This window comes from Photobacterium kishitanii, assembly GCF_000613045.3.
In the GTDB taxonomy this organism is placed as follows: Bacteria; Pseudomonadota; Gammaproteobacteria; order Enterobacterales; family Vibrionaceae; genus Photobacterium; species Photobacterium kishitanii.
Genome location: NZ_LN794353.1, coordinates 1,178,093 through 1,198,394 on the forward strand (window position 1 = coordinate 1,178,093; position 20,302 = coordinate 1,198,394).

Sequence of the window (20,302 nt, forward strand, 5' to 3'; positions counted from 1 at the left end):
TTTTAAAATTTCATATTCTTTTTTTTGATAAAGTGTTTTTTTTTGAGGTTTTAATTTCATTAATAGTAAAAAAAAACATTTTGATAATGTTTTTTTTATTATTAGCTTTAAGACACTAGCTCTTGTTTTTTAAAGCCGTTAATTCTTTTTTTTAAGAGAAGATATTCATTTTTTCACCTTATAGTTGTTCTGCATGTGATTTTTTGTCGCTGATGTTTTATTTCCTCTAAATAAGATAATTTTATGAAACACTTTTTATTTGTAATATGTTGTAAGTTTTTTATTTTAATTGTTTTATCTTTATTTTCGTTGGTGAGCTACGCACAACAATGTAGTTCAGGGATCAATGTGTCTAATGGGCAGTATTATTTTGATGGTGATAATGTCCCTGGGACAACGGGATGGGGCGCACGTAACTTAACTGTTAATCCTACAGGGTTAAGTGGAGGAACTGGATCGGGCGGTCGTATTATTGTTGATTCAACATGGGGGTGGAATAATGGTAATCAGTGGACAAATCGTAATGATGCAACAGAAGCAATCAATATTACCTTAACCATTAATGGTGTCACTTATGCGAGGTTAACTACGCCGAGTAACAGTCAAAATACAGCCACATTATCAGCGTTAAATGGGGCGAGTTTTATCAGTGGTGGCGGTAATGTTAATGTGAATCCGTTTGGTCAATATACGCATGGTGCGCAGCTGTTATTACCCAATTCAGTGACAACAATCAGTAATGTTCAAATTTCAGGGACTGAAACCCCTTTTCAAGGTTCAGGTGGATTTTTTGGTATAGGCGCACAAGCCTCCGCAGGGGATGACGGTGGTATTCGAGTTAACTCTATTTTACAGTGTGGCTTTGAAGCAACAGATGCCCCTAGCAGTTATGGTATTGCCCGCCATAATCGTGATTTAGTGGCGACGAATTTACGTCTCGGCGCTAATGTTAGCTATGAGTCTACAAATTTAAATAGTACGTTAGCTGATAGAGATAGTTTCGATGATGGTATTAGTAGCTTTCCACAAAATATAATCGATCCCGTAACTGGAGCTATTAGTTTAACGGCAACAGTCACTAATGGTTCTGGAAGTAACACTAATCTTGTTGGTTGGGTTGATTGGGATCAAGATAATATCTTTCAAGCAGACGAAGGTGTTGCGATTACTGTCCCTGCTGCTGGAAGTTCTAATTCTGCGTGTACCAATACAAGTAGTAATGATTTTTCCTGTAATTTAGATTTTGTTGTACCTACAGCTGATCGTTCTAATAGCGGTTATTTTTTCTCCCGTTTTAGACTATCAACGGATGCATTAACGACGAGCACTATATCAACCAGCGTTACTGGTGGTGAAGTGGAAGATTACCGTTTTTGTATTGGTTGTTTTGATATTAGTGGTGCTATTTTTATTGATGAAAATGGTGATAGTAATATTACTGGAGATGGGGTTACAACTAATCAACCTTGGGTACATTTATACCGTGATGATGATAATGATGGTGTACCAAGTGCGGGTGATACATTAGTCAAACAGCAAGTCGCCAATAATGGTACTTATCTCTTTTCGATGCTACCTATCGATACCTATTTCGTTGCAGTTGCACCACCAAAACTAAGTGGTGCATTGGCGGAACAAACTTATGCTGCCAGTAACACTTATAGTAATGCTTTCTGTGATGCCAATGGTGATGGTGCCGTTGGTGATATACCAAGGACGACTTCGGGAGCATGTTATAGCGGTATCGATGGTGATCGTGCTGATTCAACATCCAATTCAACAACGCGTGAACATATTACCAAAGTTGATTTATCTTTTTCTTCTGGCAATCAAACCAATGTTGATTTTGGTTTTTCTTATAATGTGGTAACGAATACTGATAACAGTGGTCAGGGCTCGCTTGAGCAGTTTATCCGTAATGCAAATGCATTAGCTGGTGTTAATGAAATGCGTTTTGTGCCCACAGTACCTGCAAATGATAGTGACGGCAGTGCTGATTGGTGGGTCGTAACGCCAACATCAAATTTAACGACTATAACGGGAACTAATGGTGCCAATACAACGATTGATGGTACCGCTTATAGCAATGCCGATGGCACCACGATTATTGATCCAAATCCTGGTAATTTTTCTGCATCACAAACTATTGGTAGCAGTGATGGTTGTAGTGTTGAAACACTACCTGCGCTAGCAAAGCCTGAGCTACAAATAGATCGTCCGACAAATAGCAGTGCTTATAATTCAGAGCTGTTAATAGTTAATGCCGATAATACTACGGTACGAAATGTTTCTTTAACTGGAGGATCATTAGGTATTAATGTTTATTCAGGCGGGATCAGCGGAAGTTTATTTGAACAGAATTTGATTGGTATTGATCCTGCTGGTAATGATCGCGTGATTGGGCAGGATACTTGCGGAACCTCTACAGGGTGTGCAGGTATTGCAATTGCGAATCCGAGTAATGCATCGTTAATTAGTTCGACTGGTATTATTCAAAATAACGCTATTAAAACCGCCCATAACAATATCAGCTTTGGTAATTTAAATGGCCAAACAGCAACCGATCACTGGTTAGTTAAACATAATCAACTATTGGGTACGACATCAACGTCAAGTAGTTATGTTTATCATAATATTTATATCCGTTATGGTACTCCTGCTTATCTTGATGTACTTGGTAATCTGATGCGTGATGCAACAGGTGATGGTATTTATCAATTAGGTACCAGTAACGTGGCCCTTAACCAAACCTTTACCAGTAACGATATTCAAAACTCCGGTGCTGCGGGTATTCATGTCACTTCAGGCCATACCGATATTATTACCTGTAACGTTATTCATAATAATGGCGGTGCGGGTGTTTCTGTCGATGGTAATACTAATGTTGATGGTTACCTCATTACAAAAAATAGTTTTGTTGGTAATACATTAAACGCGATTGATTTACATCGTGGTACGACAGGGCAAGGAGTGTCATTAAATAATGATGCTTGTAATACAGATGGTACCGGTGGTGCAAATAATAATCTTGCACGTCCTGAAATTGATTTTTCATTCTTAACTGGAACGAGTTTACGTGTCATTGGTAATTACTGTGGTACAGGAACGTTTACGGTTGAAATATATAAAGCCAGTAGTGCGACAGGAGATATCGGAAGTGACGGTAAAGAGGCTGGAGAAGGATTAACTTTCCTCGGTGAGGTTACAGGACTTACTGGCGGTGCGCTTGATGAAACATTAACGGTTGCGGGACTCTCTATTGGCGATGAGATTACTATTATCGTGCACCGTACAGCGGATAGTGGGTTAGGTGTTGTTCAAGATACATCTGAGTTTAGTGCCAATAGTTTAGTCGATAGCTTAAATAAAGATTGGGGAGATGCGCCAGATAGCACGTTAGCAACAGGAGTAAATGATTATCACACCCTACGCGAAAATAATGGTGCTAATCATGTAATAAAAGATAGCAATAATGACAATACGCCAGATGTGATTCTGGGGGTGCTGATTGATGCTGACTTTAATGGTTTTAATACCTTAGATGCTTTAGGTGATAATCTAGATAATCTTAACGATGAAGATGGCGCTACTGCGGAAGGTTATTATGTTATTAACCGCCCTAAATCTATTAGTGTCACAATAACCAAAGATCCTACCTTAGCCACAGCAACATTCCATCTGCATGGCTGGTTTGATTGGAATCGAGATGGTGATTGGGATGATCCCGATGAACATGTCATAAATGAAACCACAGTTGCACCAGGTACGGCTAATTATAATTTTATGGTACCTGCAACGGCAGTATTAGGTGTCAGTTATGCTCGTTTTAGAGTTTGTAGTACAGGGGACTGTAATACCCCAACGGGTTCAAGTATTGATGGTGAGGTTGAAGATTATAGCGATATTAATATCAGTTTAGATTTTGGTGATGCGCCTGATAGTGGTGTCGGTGTTGGGCCTGATAATTATCGCACACTTGAAGCTGATGATGGCCCTCGTCATGAAACCAGTCCAGATCTGTATTTAGGTACGGGGACAGATACTGAAGTAGATGGATTACAAAATGCTACCGCAACGGGTGATAACACTAATAATACCAATGATGAAGACAGTCTGACCTTACCGCCACTGACCACGTTAACTACTACTTATAATGCTACTGCTGTGACAAATAATACGACGGGTAACGATGCTTATGTGTATGCATGGCTGGATTTGGATCGTAATGGACGCTTTGATCGTGATGAACTTGTGAGTAATGGTACCGGAGCTGGTGGTGCAGTAGTGGTTGCTAATGGTGATACCAGCAAAACATTAACATGGCTTGGTATCTCGAGTTTAACTAATAATAGCGCGATCTATTTACGGATCCGTATCGTTGCTTCGTTATTAACCGATACTGCAACTGGTTCTGATGAAGATCCGCGTTCATTTGGCTTACAAACCAGTGGTGAAGTGGAAGATTATCGCTTACAAGTAGCAGATCAAGATTTTGGTGATCTGCTAGATACCTATGATACGTTAGCGTTAAGCGGTGGTCCTTATCATGGTTTAGGCAATATTAATAACCTTCATATTGGCAGTAATAACATTGATACTGAAGCGGATGGGCAACCGAGTGCGGCCGCGAATGATGATGATAATAATGTTAATGATGATGAAAATGCTTTTGCTACTTTGCCTGCCCCCATTCTGGCTTTAACTGCCTCAGAATACACAATCGCGGTGCCAGTGCATAATAATACGGGTAGCAGTGTTAATTTATCCGCATGGTTAGATTGGGATAATAATGGCCAATTTGAAGCGGAAGAGTATGCCACCGTTGTTGTGCCACACGGTACGGTTGTAGGTAACCCGATGACGTTAACGTTTACGGGGATTTCAGCCGCGAATGTTTCTACTGCTGCATTACGTTTACGTTTGTCGACCGATAATTTGGCAAATACTGCATGGGGTGGTGGTGCTTCAGATGGCGAGGTAGAAGACCATTATATTCCCGTGGGTGACTTTGATTTTGGTGATGCAAATGATGTGATTGCAGGTACCGCTGGCGGCAGTGGCGATTATCGCTCTCGTTTAGTCGATAATGGACCTTATCATGGCATTATAAATTCGTTGTATTTAGGTGCTGAGATCCCAGATGCTGATCCAGATGCTTACCCATCATTAGGCGCCAGTTATGCTAATGGTGATAATGATAATAATCGTAATGATGAAAACGGGGTTGATTTTATTCCGCTGTCATTGGCACATGCTACTTATACCGCAAGAGCTACTGTCAATAACACCACCGGCAGTACAGCAACTGTTCATGCATGGATTGACTGGGATCAAAATGGTGAGTTTGAGCAAGATGAATATACCAGTGCACCCGTTACGAATAATACCACGGGAACGGTCGATTTAATTTGGACCACTTTTACTGGTCGCATTACCGGTTGGACGGTATCTCGCGTTCGAATCACTACTGACAGTTTAACCAATACAGCTGGGGCTACGAACCTTGAGGATACACGATCGCTTGGACTTGCCAGTGATGGTGAGGTAGAAGATTACCGAGTGTATATCGGCGAACATGATACAGGTGATGCTCCTAATAGTTATTTAACGATTCCATTAGATGGCGGTCCTTGTCATGCATTAACAGCAACGAATACGTTATATTTAGGTTCGACATTATTTGATAATAATCTTGATGGTCAACCAACACCTAATGCTAATGGCGATGATATCGATGGTATCGATGATGAAGATGGCATCTCTGGTGCGTTACCATTACTGTTAGTTTCTGACGCCACATATTCGATTAATGTTAAACATAATAATACGACAGGTTCGAGTGCAACCTTAATTGCTTGGTTAGATAAAAATCAAAATAATCAATTTGATGCTAATGAAGTTTTTGATGGCTTTAGTGTTAATAATGTCATTACTGCTACCAATGAATTAGTCACTGGACGCACGCTGACATGGTCAGGCTTATCTGGGCAAACCCAAGGTACGATGGCATTACGTATTCGTTATACAACGAAACCGTTAACCGCCAATGATTTTGGTGGTCCAGCACCTGACGGTGAGGTGGAAGATTATATGGTCTTCGTTGGTAGTTACGATTTTGGTGATGCCAGTGATGATAATAGTGGTGCAACATCGACTTCAAATTATCGCACTCGTTTAGTGGATGCTGGCCCATACCATGGCATTAGCAGTGATTTATATATTGGTCCGAAAGTGCCAGATGCTGAATCAGATGCATACAATAGTGTCGGTGCCGCAATGGCTAATGGCGATGATGATGATTTAAATGGTGATGATGAAGATGGGGCTCAGATCTTACCGTTAGATAATTCACCAATACCGACCAGTTATCACACTAAGGTTCTTGTTACCAATAATACAGGCAGTAATGCGACGTTACATGGCTGGATAGATTGGAATTTAAATGGCCGCTTTGATGGTGATGAGCATACGAGTTTAACGATTAATTCTGGTGTTACTAACCAAACGGTAGATTTAACGTGGACAAGCTTTACTGGAATCTCTGCTGGTGCCGCTGTTGCTAGGTTTAGATTAACCACCGATGATTTAATTAATGGTGCCGCGGCAACAAACCTTGAAGATACTCGCTCACTGAATGGTGCGTCTGATGGTGAAGTGGAAGATCATCGCTTGTATATTGGTAATCAAGATATGGGGGATGCTGCTGATAGCTTCTTAACCTTGGCCAATAGTTTAGGTCCTTTCCACGGTCAATCACTTTATACCTCGTTATTTTTAGGGCCAGTACCAACCAATGAAGGCGATATTGATGGCCAACCAACGACAGCTGCATTGGGTGATGATGATGATGGTCTTGATGATGAACAAGGTATAAATCAGCCATTAGCCTTTATCTCAACGGCCGATAATACCTTTGATATTGATGTGAAGTTGCAAAATACCACGGCTAATAATGCCACTCTCACCGCATGGCTAGATAAAAATCAAGATGGGGTATTTTCAGCAAACGAAGTTGTGAATACCGTAAATGGTGCTCCATGGGGGATTAATAATATTTCCCCTGGTAGTAGCTTTATTACTGATGGTACAGCCATTGCGTTGCATTGGTCAGGTATTAGTGGATTACAGTCAGGTGTTATGACGCTACGGTTGCGGTTATCAACTGATCCTCTTACCGCGACACAATGGGGTGGGCAAGCCATTGATGGTGAAGTTGAAGATTATGTGATTTATGTGGGTAAATTCGACTTTGGTGATGCGAGCGATAATGGTGCAGGTGGTACAAATGCGAGTAATTATCGCACTGAGTTAGGTGATTCAGGCCCTTATCATGGTATTACTGAACAGTTATTTATTGGCTTACAAGCACCCGATGATGAAACTGATGCCAACATTAATATAGGCGCTGGTGTTGCTGATGGCGATGATACAACGGGGCGTAATGATGAAAAAGGCGCTTATTTATTACCACTAGATAACAGCCCTGAATCAACAACTTATGTCGCGCAAGTCACCGTAACCAACAGCACTACAAAGGCAGCAACATTACATGGCTGGGTTGATTGGGATGGCAATGGTCGCTTTGATGGTGATGAATACTCTAGTTTACCTGTAGTTGCAGGTACTAGTGGTGATGTATTAGAGCTAACATGGACCGCGCCTTATCCGTCAATTATCAGCGGTGATGTTGTGGTGCGTTTACGTTTAACGACCGACACCTTAATTAATTCTGCTGCTGCGACTCCAACCCAAGAGGATACCCGCTCATTAAACGGTGCTTCTGATGGTGAAGTGGAAGATCACTCTCTTTATATCGGTAATTATGATTTAGGTGATGCACCTGATAGCTATCTTACACTTGCTATTAGTCGCGGTCCTTATCATCCACAGCGTGATTTTACGACATTATATTTAGGTAATATGCCCGTTAATGAAGGTGATGCTGATGGGCAGCCAAGTGCAGATTCATTGGGTGATGATGATGATGGCTTAGACGATGAACAAGCCATTTCACAACCATTAGCGATTGTTTCACCGTCGATTACGACATTCTCTATTCCTGTGCGATTAAATAACAGTACCGCAAATGCCGCTACCGTGATTGCGTGGTTGGATAAGAATCAGGATGGCTTCTTTAGTGCAGATGAAGTGGTTGATACCATTAATGGTGCAGCTTTTGCGGTTAATAACGTATCAGCAGGTACCAATGCTACCAGTGATGCTAATGCTCTTACTTTTGTGTGGAATGGTTTAGCTGGACTCACTTCAGGCAATATGGCATTGCGTATTCGTTTAAGTAATGATCCTCTAACAGAGACTCAGTGGTTTGGACGAGCATCAAACGGTGAAGTCGAAGATTATATGGTTTATCTGGGTGATTTTGATTTTGGTGATGCACCAGATACTAGCCCTGCTGCAGCAATTAATGATTATCAAACCGTATTAAGCAATAACGGTCCACGTCATTTAATTATTAATGATCTTTATATCGGCAAAAAGCCGGATATTGATGACGGTACATTAGAAAATGCCACGGCTACCGCTGATGATATTACTGATGATGATGATGAGGGAGGCTTTATTTTTCCACCATTAACGGCAGGAATGAATGATTATAAAATATCTGTTATCGCAACAAATAATACTGGCAGTAATGCTAGCTTAGTCACTTGGATTGATTTTAATAATAATGGTGTCTTTGAGGATGACGAAGGTCAAATCATTACTATTCCTAATGGCGCGATAGATGCAACGGGTGAGATTGAGTGGAATAATATTCCAACCATTAATAATGGCGCTACATTAACATTACGTTCGCGGTTAATTCCACGTGTTATTTCACAAATGAATCAAGCCTCGCCATTGGGCGTTGAATTAGGCGGTGAAGTTGAAGATCATCGTATCAATGTTGGTAAACAAGATATGGGTGATGCGCCGGAAACTTACGGCACAGATCCGCTCAATAATGGCCCACATCATATTATTATTAATACCTCTAACTTGTATTTAGGTAGCAGTAATATTGATGAAAATATTGTAGTTGTCGCCTCTAATAATGCTCAAGGTGATGATGTAGCTGGTGTTGATGATGAAGATGGTATTACAGAGCCATTATCACCAATTGCAATCGATGGCAGCGGTTATTCTCTTAATGTAAATGTAAAAAATACGACTGGAAATAATGCCTATTTAGTTGGCTGGATTGATGCTAATCGCAACGGTGCCTTTGAACCGATTGAAGGGCGGGTTGATATTATACCAACCACACAAAATGGTAATTATGTTTATAAGTTTGATAGTAATCAATTAACGTATTTAACGGCTGGTGTGAGCTATATCCGCTTTCGATTATCAACGGATCCATTAACCGTTACCGATACTGGTGGATTAGCCAGTGATGGTGAAGTCGAAGATTATTTAGTGATGATTGGTGCTGCTGATTTAGGTGATTTACCTGATACAAGTAATGCAACAGCAACCAATAATTATCAAACAGATTTAATTAATAATGGCCCATTACATAATATTAATACTTTACCAAGTTTGTTCCTTGGCAAGGTTGCACCAGATGCTGATGGTGATGCTCCTCAATCCGCAAATTCACAAGGAGACGATGATAATGGCAGTATTCCTGATGATGAAGAATCACTAGGGCATGCATTGATCCCTGTATTACCAATCAATACTGAATATCAAACTTTTGTGACTGTCACTAATGGTTCTGCTACGAATGCATATCTTTATGTGTGGATCGATTGGAATCGAAATGGTGATTTTGAAGCGGATGAAATTGCTCAGCAAGGTATTGTTGATGCAACAGGTACTGCACTAGTCAGTACAAATGGTGCCTTCCTTATTCCAGCCAATAGTGGTACTGCAAGTTATCGTCTTGGTTGGACAACGCCAGTCGCAACGGTTAACGATCGAACCTATGGTATTCGTTTACGTGTAACCACCGATGTTTTGGTTGATGATGTGAGTTTGACAATATTTGATGCTCGATCATTGGGCGCCGCTAATGATGGTGAAGTTGAAGATTACTTCTTGACTGCAAAAAATAGTGATTTAGGCGATGCGCCTGATAGTTACCGTACATCAACAGGGCGAAATGGTCCGTATCATGCTTATTTAAGTCTTTTATATTTAGGTTCTGCGAATATTGATAATGATTCGACCGTGATCCCGTCAGCGGCGAGTAATAGCGATGATAATACTAATAATGATGATGAAAATGGTGTCGTTCAGCCGTTGCCTTTCGTCGCTGCAACAGCTAACAGCTATAGTGTGGATGTCTCGGTATATAACCAGACCGGGGTAATGGCAACATTGGTTGCATGGCTTGACAAGAATCAGGATGGAGCCTTTACCGCTGATGAAGTCGTCGATGATCTTAATGTTGTGACGGGTAGCAACCCATTTAATAATGTTGGCTTTAATACTAATAATTACCCAACAGGTAGTGATAACCGAACGAATAAAGTGACTTTAACATGGAATAATTTACCCGCCTTAACACAAGGAACATTGGTGCTGAGAATTAGACTTTCTCATAGTGAATTGACTGATGCTGATTGGTTTGGTGGCGCTGCTGGTGGTGAGGTTGAAGATTATACGGTTTATGTTGGTAATTATGATTTTGGTGATGCCGAGGATGGTCAGGCAGGTACTGCAGCAGGGGCTGGAGATTACCGTACTCGTTTAAGTGATCAAGGGCCTTATCATGGTATCAGTGCTGATTTATTTATGGGGACTAATGTTACAGATGCTGAAGCTGATGCCTATCCTAGTTCTGCTACAAGCAAAGCGGATGGTGATGATGATAACGGTGGTAATGATGAAGATGCAGTGACATTTACCGCCTTAGATAATAGCCCTGCGCCGAGCAACTATAATGCGACAGTGAAAGTAACTAATAATACTGGTAATGCCGCAACTTTATATGGTTGGATTGATTTTGATCGTAATGGTCGTTTTGATGCTGATGAAGTCGCAAGTGTGTCGATTTCAACTGTGACGACAGGGGCTGATGTCATATTAACATGGTCAACAATTCCTAATATTAGCAGTGGTGATACCTTAACTCGGTTTAGATTAACCACCGATACTTTAGTTCATACTGGGGCTATGACAGATGAAGATCAGCGTTCATTAGGTGGCGCAAGTGATGGTGAGGTTGAAGATCACGCACTTTATATTGGTAATTATGACGGTGGTGATGCGCCAGATAGTTATCAAACTTCTGCGGCAACAGGAGGGCCGGCTCATCGGTATAATACTCAACTGTATTTAGGCACCAATAACATTGATGCTGAAGTTGCTGTGGGCAGTATCGGTGCCGATTACGATGATAATACTGGTGATGATGAAAATGGTTTAACACTTTCGACTGCAAATGATGGTGATAGTAACTATCAATTAACAGCAGATGTTTATAACAATAGTGGTGTTGATGCCAAACTCATAGTGTGGATTGATTGGGATCGTAATAATAGTTTCGATGCTGATGAAGCCATTGTGATTAATAATTTAGCCAGTAATGCTACTTTAACGCCGACATTAGTGACATGGAATACCATTTCCCCAGTTATCACTCCTGGTAATTACTATGTACGTGCGCGATTAATGGCAAGTACTGACGCTATTAGTGGCGCTACACCGGGAGGGCTCGCAAACTCAGGTGAAGTAGAAGATCATATTTTAGTGGTGAAAGATTCTACCGTGATTGTGGTGGAAGCTTGTCAAAATGCCAATGCTTCTTTTGCCGCTCAAGGCGGTTTTGATGTGGAACAATTTGAGCATGTAGGTACCACAACATCCATTGATTGGGTAACGCATAATTATCTACAATCCGCACGTGTGTTGTCTGCTAATTCGGTATTAAAAGACGGTACGTTAGGGATTAGTTTCTCTGGTAATGCAGCCAACCATATAGAAAATGGCACCACGCAAACATCAAATAATATCTATACCAATGTGCAATTTTATAATGGTTACGATGCGTCCAATAATCCAAATGCTAATGTTACTCGTTATCGTTTAGTGATGCCTGCCGATGGCTCGATCACTGTTAACAGCCTTAAATCCGGTGACGAAGATGCTGTGCTAGTGATCAGTGGGGTGACAACGTTGGGCCCTATTTTATATTACGGCAGTAATCAGACGGCTAATTTATCTGGCACCTTCACCTTCAATCAAAATGACACTATTGATTTTATTTTCCGTAATACGACCCCTACGGGCTATACGGGAACGGCGGATTTTGACATTACCTTTAACTGTAAATTGGATTATGGCGATGCGCCTACAGGCTACCCAACCCTTAAAGCTGATGATGGTGCGCGCCATATTATTGAAGGGACGACAGGCGTAGATACATTAGTGCTTGGATCAGGAAAAGATATTGATCTTGATGGTCAGCCAGAAGTTAATGCTTTAGGTGATGACAATGACGCTGAAGGTGATGATGAGACTTTAGTTATTCCTGCCAATATTACTGCAGGTACTGCTGAGTCGATTGATTTTGTTGTTGCTGGTGGAGCGGGCTTTATTAATGTCTGGGTTGATGCCGATATTGACAATAGCTTTACTACTGATGGCGAGCATGTATTACAAGATGTGGCTGTTGCTACAGGATCTAATCCTCTTGATGTAATTGCTCCTTATTTGGGAAGTAGCGGTAATACCTTTATGCGGGTGCGTTTATGTTCTATTGCCAATCACTGTAATACACCAACAGGATTAGCTGGTAGTGGTGAAGTCGATGATTATCAATTTAATTTATTGCCAGCTGAAAATGGTTTCGGTATCAGCAATTGTGATAACCATGCTCAATTAACCCAAGTTTGGTGGGTTCAAGGATCACAAAGAACCATTATTGATTTTACTAATTTAACAACCAGTGGTTATCCAACGATTAGTAATGCCAATGGTACTAATATGGCAACCGGTAATGGCGCAACAGAAGGTACTGTTACCATTACTGATCCACTAAATGGTGCTGTGATTGTTTATGGTGATGGGCGAGGTGTCTTTAATGGTTCGACGAATGCTGCCGTAGCTTTACCGTTTACCACGGGAGCGTCCGCAGATTTCCCTATTACCGTGACGCCAAGGCCAGGTAATGACCTCAATCAGTTTTATGTGTTTGGTAATAATTTCAATATTATCAATGCAGGAGAACTTGATTTTAGTACCTCAAATATTATCAACAGAGGTACCGTTCAAAATAATTCAGCACTTGAATCGCAATTAGTTGTTCCGCATGGTAACCGTAGTGATTCATGGTTATTGACCATGACGCGGAATGGTCAATTACAAGCCTTTGCTTTAACTGCTGGAGGAATTAATTTTACGCCAGTTATTAGTACAATTCCTAATGGCTCTGGGCCTGCGACGAATAAAGGCGCAATGGATTATTCACCTGTTACGGGTAAGTTAGTGATAGCTAGAGATGGTATTAGTCGTTTATTTATTGGTGATTTTAATCCTAATACTGGTGAGTTTATTAATGTTACATCGGTGACAACAGGTATTGCGAGAGTCGGCTCATCTCCTCGTTTTTCACCGGACGGCAAACGAGTGTTCTTTGAAAATGGAGCGGGCGGTGATAATGGTCCACTAACCTATTATGATATTCCTTCGAATACTGTCACAACGGTTAGTGGTATGCCAGGCAATGTCCAATCAATTAAATTTGGACCTGATGGACGTCTGTATGCATGGCGTGGAACGAATCTGGATGTGATTGAAAATTGGGCAACGACGCCAACGTATACCACCAGTTTAACAATGCCAGGCTCAATCGGTGTCGAGAGCTTACCTGAAGTTTATGCATATTGTGATTATGTGGGCGGTACTGTCACTATTAATGATTTTGGTGATGCTCCAGATTTAACCACTCAGACTGAAACGGGTGATTACCGTACTACGGCAGTCAATAATGGTGCCGAGCATATCTCAATATTTAGTGATGTTTATCTTGGTCAATTACCGCCAGATACTGATGATGGTACGTTACAGAATATTACTGCGACGCAAGATGATATTAGCGGTGATGCTGATGAAGATGGACTGCAATTATTACCGTTAGTGGCCAGTGCAACACATTACCAAGCAACGGTAACTGTTACCAATAATAGTGGCAATGACGCTTATCTTTATGCATGGATTGATTGGGATAATAATGGCAAGTTTGATAAAGATGAAGCAATAGCGGCGAATAAAATTACTATTAATACTGGGGCTAATTTAGCCGCACAGACACTGACATGGGCAACATTGCCTGAACTAACGAGTACTGATTCTTTCTATATTCGAGTACGGATAATGTACGAAGATCTAGCAGATACCGCGATGGGTGATGCCGAAGATCCAAGATCTTATGGCAGTGTTTCTGGTGGGGAGGTTGAAGATTATCAGTTGGTAGTTGAAGCCGTTGATTTTGGTGATGCTCCTGTAGGTTACGGTACATTAAATGCTTATCATCGCCCAAGTTCGACCTTATTCCTTGGTGAGCACCTAGGTGATACAGAAGCGGTACCCATTCCCGATCTACTTGCTATGACAGATGATAATAATGCCTCTCCAGATGATGAAGACGGTGTTAATGTTTTACTGCCTATTCCGCTGGATGCGACTGAATATAGTGTAGTGGTAGAGGCATCTAATTTATCCATAACCACAGATGCAACATTATGGGGTTGGATTGACTGGAATTCAGATGGTGCATTTGATGCAACTGAAGCACAACAATTGCTTGTTACGCCTGCGACAATAAATGGTCAATATACGTTAACGTGGAGTGGTTTATCTGCATTAACGCCAAGCGTATCTTATCTGCGTTTACGATTAACAACCGATACTTTAACTGCGGCAGATTGGAGTAGCGCTGCCACTGATGGCGAAATTGAAGATCATAAATTAGTCATTGGACTATTTGACTTTGGTGATGCTCCTGAGAGTTACGGTACTGACCGAGTTAATTTAACGGGCGAAGGTAATGGTCCGATGCACCCAATCAGTAGCACTATTTTCTTAGGAACAGTTGCTACAGATGAAGAAGGTGAAGGTTTTGTTGATGGTATAGATAATTATGGTACCGCTATTGATGATAACTTTGCCTTTAATAATGATGAGGATGGGGTCACGATTCCTACATCGATTGCTGCACAGCCTGGAGATACAGTCGCACTTACTGTGCATGTCCAGACCGATGTGGCCGCTAAAGTTCATGGATGGCTAGATTTTAATGGTAATGGTGTATTTGATCATGCCACTGAAGCTGCGACTGCGATACCGTTAACCAATGCTGATAATAATACCGCTAAAACGCTGAACTTTACTGTTCCCGGAGATGTTAAAGAAGGGATCAGTTATTTACGAGTACGTATTTGTGCTGATACGTTGGCTTGTGATACGCCACATGGTTTAGGCGGGGATGGTGAAGTTGAAGATTATCAAGTCACACTCGTTGTACTGTACGATTATGGTGATGCCCCAGAAGCCACAGGTTATCAAACTCTCTTCTTATCTGGCGGTCCTCGTCATGCATTAGGTAATACTACGATTAGTCTTGGTTCAATACTGGGTGATGTTGATACTGATGGTTTTGGTGATGGTACTGATACTAATGGTAATGCAACAGATGATGATATCAAAGGTGTGAGTCCTAGTGATGAAGATGGTATTACGAGTTCTTTCCCATATATTTATGATTTAGGCAGCGATTTATCGTTTACTGCAATTTGTAATGATCATGATGGTAGCAGTGATCTGGCTGCTACGGTTTATGCTTGGGTTGATTTCAATCTTGATGGCGACTTTATCGATGCCGGTGAATTTACCTCTCAGGCATGTACTGATACCAGTAATACGGCTAACGGCAGTGCTGTATTAGCCTTTACTGGGTATGCGACTCCAACGTCAGGTATATCTATTTTACGAATGCGTATTACCACCGATACGTTGTTACAAGTAGATGTTAATAAATCAGCCAGTAACGGTGAAATAGAAGATTTTGAATTATATCTTTATCAAGTCAGTGAGCTAGATGGGGGGGATGCTCCTGAGAGTTACTTGGTTGAATACAGCGAAGGTGGACCATCACATGTATTCTCAAGCTTAATGTATCTTGGGGCTAATGATGTTGATGGTGAAAATGCGGCGGCTAGCGCAATGGCAACCAGTGATGATAATAATACTGCGAATGATGAACAAGGGATCACTCTGCCAAGATTACTACTGGGTGCGACAACCTATAGTGCGACAGCAACTGTCTTTAATAATACAGGTAGTGACGCGACGTTACTGGCGTGGCTTGATAGTAACCGTAATGGTAGCTTTGAAGCCTCTGAAGCCCTGCCTCCAATTACGATTTCGACCAGCGCTTCAACCAGTGATCATACGTTAGCATGGACTGGATTATCTCCTATTGGTTATGGGACATATAATTTACGAGTACGGTTAGCACCAGAAACTGATGGCTTATCAATGGCAGATCATGGTGGTTTTGCCACTAATGGTGAGGTTGAAGATCATCAATTAACGGTTTATGACTGTATTACGGAAGAGACAACAACCTTTATGGATTTAACTGTTGGTTTAAGTAATGGTCGTTATCCGCCAACGACTTGGCAAAGTAAAGGCTTGCTTATTGAAGAAACCACCACAAGCTATCCATTCACACGCATTCAGGATGTTAATGTTATTGGTCATGGTGAACCGTTTGGTGGTGGCGATACTAAGATGTTGTGGGCTCAGACCAATGCGATCTCTTATACCTTGGTGAATACAGATGGTTCGCCACGTACATCTAATTCGGTTTCTTCTGTTGGTGATCCCGCGGGTTCTGCTGCAACCATTCATGTTATCGCTCTCGATTTGAATAACGTGATTATTGGTTCTAAAACCTACCCAGATAACGGTCCAACATTTGAGATTAATAGTAGTGATACTGGTGGTGTGGCTATTCATCGAATGGTGGTTTATACATCAGGATCGGGTGCTGGTTCGACCGCTTTTGATGGCTTCTTTGGTGGTATAACTGAAACGTGTACGGTTGCCGTTGCACGTGATTATGGTGATGCGCCTGATAATGGCTCAGGAACGAGTAACGCAAATTATAATACGACTTTATCTGATAATGGTGCGAGTCATGTTCAGTATGATTTTGATACCAACGGTCAAGTTGATATTACGTTAGGTAATGAGTGGGATACTGATGATGGCACGTTGCAAAATACACAAGCTAATGCCGATGATAATACAGGGACGCCTAATGATGAAGACGGTGTTGTTTATTCTACGACCATGAAGCCTGATGACGCTGAAATTATTCAAATTACAATTACGGTTGATCCTGGAACGAATTTATCTGGTTTAGAGCTTTATGCTTGGATTGATTGGAATCGTGATGGCGATTGGGATGATGCGAATGAGCAAGTTGTTAATGACAGCACAGCGACAGCAAATGCACAAACATCTTACACAGTTACAGTACCGACAGCATCGAGTTTAGGTTATACCTATATGCGGGTTAGAGTTTGTTCAGATGTTGGTTGTAATACTCCGGTTGGTGAAGTTAGTAATGGTGAAGTAGAAGATTATCGTATCTTTGTTTCTGATTTAAATTTGGATAATACTTGTGATCGGTTCCTTGTTACAAAATCGTCGAATAATGGTGCATCTTTTGAATATACTCGAGTAGACCCTCTGAACTCTGCATTTAATTTTAGTGACATAAAAACAGGGATCACTGATTATCCAGAATTAAATTCATTAGCTTTTGATCGTATTACTGGCATGGTATATGGCACTTATATTAATAGTGCGAATAATGTTGCTATCGTGATGACAGATAAGCAAGGTACTAGCTTTATTCCTCGTGGTGAAATTATATCGAATGGCAGTTATAACTTAAGTAAAATTAATGGTTCAAGTCCCCAAACTTATGTTGCAGGTGATGTCTTTACTGATGCAATAGGATCTCCGAATACCGGAACATTATCAACGTCAGGTAATGAGTATTACATTACTAATAGCGCATGGAATAGTGTTGTAACTGTAAACTTAGCGGATATGACATTCAGTATTAAACCATTACCACCAGAAATATTAGCCGGATCACTACAACGTATTGGGCCTGATTGGGCTGTGTCATATCATGATGGTTTAATTTATGGTGCAGATCTTACTGGCCTTAAGAATGCGGGTGTACCGAAATTGTATCAGTATGATATTGCCGCTGATACCGTTGTGAGTAGTAATCTTAACTTTAATGGACGTAAACCACCTAACTTTGCGAGTGGCGCTGTTGCAACCGATGATTCTACACATTTATACATGTTAACGAATGGGGGAGATCACGATACAACCGGTGACGGTAATTATGATTTGTTTAATCGAATTGGTATGTATCGTATTAACCTAGTGAGCGGCTTTACTACATTCGTTGATAGTAGTACTGATACGTCATTACAGTTTAATGATGCTGCTGGGTGTTTATTGAGTATCGATTATGGTGATGCGCCGGAATCATATGGTAGTGCTGGGCATCAAAACAATGATCCGTTGATGAATGGCATACCTAATTTGATATTGGGTACGCAGTGGGATCCAGACCTATCTGATAGATACAGTTCTGATGCAACGGGCGATAATTTATCGGGATTGAATGATGAACAAGGTGTTGCGATACCGGCTGATATTATTGTTGCTACCGTTACTTCTCTTCCAGTCACCGTAACAGGCATAATTGGTACAACTAATTATCTGAGTATTTTTACCGATTTAAATGGTAATGGTGTCTTTACTGATACATCCGAAATATTAGTTAATGATTATCCAATAACGTTAACAGCAGCGACTCAGATAGTGAATGTGTCTGTATTATTAGATGCGGTAGCCAGTGGTGGTTATAGCGGTGATAGCTTTATACGTTTCCGTTTATGTGATGCACAAAATATGTGTAATACCCCGACAGGATTAGCAATAAACGGTGAAGTTGAAGATTATATGTATAACTTGGTTAATCAAATTGTGTTGAATGGCCAAGTATTTGAAGATAATGGCAAAGGTAGTGCGGTTGCTCATGACGGTAAACGTGAAGATCAGGAGCGGGGTTTAGCGAATTTTATTGTGAAAGCAATTTATCGCGGCCCAGGCATTGCCGGTTATGTGACAGGCCAAGAAATAATTCAAACGATAACCGCTGGTGACGGGAGTTATAGTTTAGTTATTCCTGTTGAATTAGCGGGTGAAGATATCGAAGTGCAAGTTGTTAAACAAGCACAATGGTTAGATATCAGTGAAGTTGATGCTACTGAAGTAATTTTAGGTATTCATGATAAAGTTACTAACGTATCAGTAACCGATAGTTTGATGCTAGTGACTCCAGCCGCGGGCGATTTCTTGGAACACCTTGATTTTGGTAAAGTGAAAGTACCAACATTAGAGCCTGATAATTTCACGGAAACAGAACCAGGTTTAGCTGTTTTCTTCAGTCATAAATTTAATGTTAATACTAGCGGTAATGTCAGCTTCAGTATTAATAATAAACAAGCTTCTCCATCAGGTTATAGTTGGCAGCCAATACTGTATTTTGATGCAAATTGTAATGGCGAATTGGATGCGGGTGTAGATGGTTTAGTTATTAATCCAATGGCAGTAAATGCCAATGGAACGACACAAGTTTGTGTGTTAGTGAAAGTGATAGTACCGAATAATGTACCATTACATGCAGAGTATAATTATCAACTTAATGCCGATATGGTATTTAGTGATGCAATAGGTACTGGGCATGGTGTCACTCGATTAGTAAGTGATATCGATACAATAAGAGTGAGTTTCCATGGTGCGGGTGAGCTTGAAATAGAGAAAACGGTAACCAATATAACTCAAATGGGAACTGAATCGCGTAGTAATCAAGCTCAACCAGGTGATGTGTTAGAGTATAAAATTTACTTTATTAACAATGGCTCTGGTAATATAGATAACATTAAATTATTTGATGCCATACCTGAATATACAGATCTTTCATCTGTGATTAGTTGTACCTCTCCTGCGGTGTTATTACCATCAAGTCTTACCTGTAATATTACAACAGTAGATGGCCTTAATAATATGGGTTACGAAGGGGGGATTGAATGGCAACTAATTGGTACATTAGTGCCAGCGGAAAGTGGATATGTGACTTATCAAGTCACCATAAAATAATAAGGTATATATTGTTTTCAAAATAATATGCATAAGTATTCGCATATTACTAAAAATAAAACCATTATTAAGTAAGTTATTAATTTAGCTT

1 protein-coding gene is annotated in these 20,302 nt (G+C 40.7%); it reads left to right on the plus strand.

Annotated elements, in window-relative coordinates; translation table 11 throughout:
* Positions 1–348 precede the first annotated feature (348 nt).
* Positions 349–20,211 carry a GEVED domain-containing protein gene (locus PPBDW_RS20530; protein WP_156312913.1) on the plus strand — a complete coding sequence of 6,621 codons (19,863 nt, stop codon included), beginning with the start codon at positions 349–351 and terminating at the stop codon, positions 20,209–20,211.
* The last annotated feature ends 91 nt before the right edge of the window (positions 20,212–20,302 follow it).